Source organism: Niveispirillum sp. SYP-B3756 (genome assembly GCF_009495745.1).
Taxonomy (GTDB): Bacteria; Pseudomonadota; Alphaproteobacteria; order Azospirillales; family Azospirillaceae; genus Niveispirillum.
In genome coordinates this window covers 1-1,182 of sequence record NZ_WIDQ01000042.1, presented here as the reverse complement: position 1 = coordinate 1,182, position 1,182 = coordinate 1, and the positions used below count along the sequence as shown (strand labels likewise).

General features: G+C 65.5%; 1 protein-coding gene. It reads left to right on the top strand.

All coding sequences use genetic code 11. The features are described from left to right. Nucleotides 1-1,182 (top strand): Ig-like domain-containing protein (locus GE253_RS25980; protein WP_173012841.1); only part of this gene is annotated, 1,182 nt, incomplete at both ends.

Genomic DNA, 1,182 nt, shown 5'->3' with positions numbered 1-1,182 from the left:
GCCGATACGGCGGCCAATGGGGGGACCGACGGCGACTTCATCACCAAGAGCGCCAGCCAGACGATCAGCGGCACGCTGTCGGCCAATCTGGCCACGGGCGAGACGGTCCAAGTGTCGCTGGATGGTGGCACGACCTGGACGGCCGCGACCGCGGCCGCCGGCCAGAACAGCTGGTCATTGTCGGGTCAGACCCTGACCGGTTCCAACACCCTGCAGGTCAAGGTCGCCGACAATGTCGGCAATGATGGCAGCGTCTACAGCCAGGCCTATGTGCTGGACACCACGGCCCCGACCACCAGCATCGCCACGGCCACCTTCTCCGCCGATAGCGGTACCGGCGGTGACTGGATCACCAAGAGCGCCAGCCAGACGATCAGCGGCACGCTGTCGGCCAGTCTGGCCGCGGGCGAGACGGTCTATGTCTCGCTGGATGGCGGCACGACCTGGAAGACCGCGACCACCGGCCAGAACAGCTGGTCATTGGCGGACCAGACCCTGACCGGTTCCAACACCTTGCAGGTCAAGGTCACCGACGCCGCCGGCAATGATGGCAGCGTCTACAGCCAAGCCTATGTGCTGGACACCACGGCGCCGACCGCCTCCATCGCCACGGCCGCCTTCTCCGCCGATAGCGGCACAGGCGGTGACTTCATCACCAGCACGGCCAATCAGACGATCAGCGGCACGCTGTCGACCAGTCTGGCCGCAGGCGAGACGGTCCAAGTGTCGCTGGATGGCGGCACGACCTGGAAGGCCGCGACCGTGACTGCTGGCCAGAACAGCTGGTCATTGTCGGGCCAGACCCTGACCGGTTCCAACACCTTGCAGGTCAAGGTCACCGACCTTGCCGGCAATGAAGGCAGCGTCTACAGCCAGGCCTATGTGCTGGACACCACGGCCCCGACTGTCACCATCGGTGCGATCAGCACGGACGACAAGCTGGACGAGACAGAGATCGGTTCGGCCCTGACGATCAGCGGCACTGCGTCCGGGGCAGAGGACGGTCAGACCGTGACGGTTGGGCTGAACGGCCAAACCTATACCGGCACTGTCGTCTCCGGTGCCTGGAGCGTTACCGTTGGTAAAGACGTACTCGGCGCCCTGATCAACCAGCCATACACAGTCACCGCGGATGTATCTGACCGGGCGGGCAACGCGGCCAGCCAGGCCACCCGTGGCCTG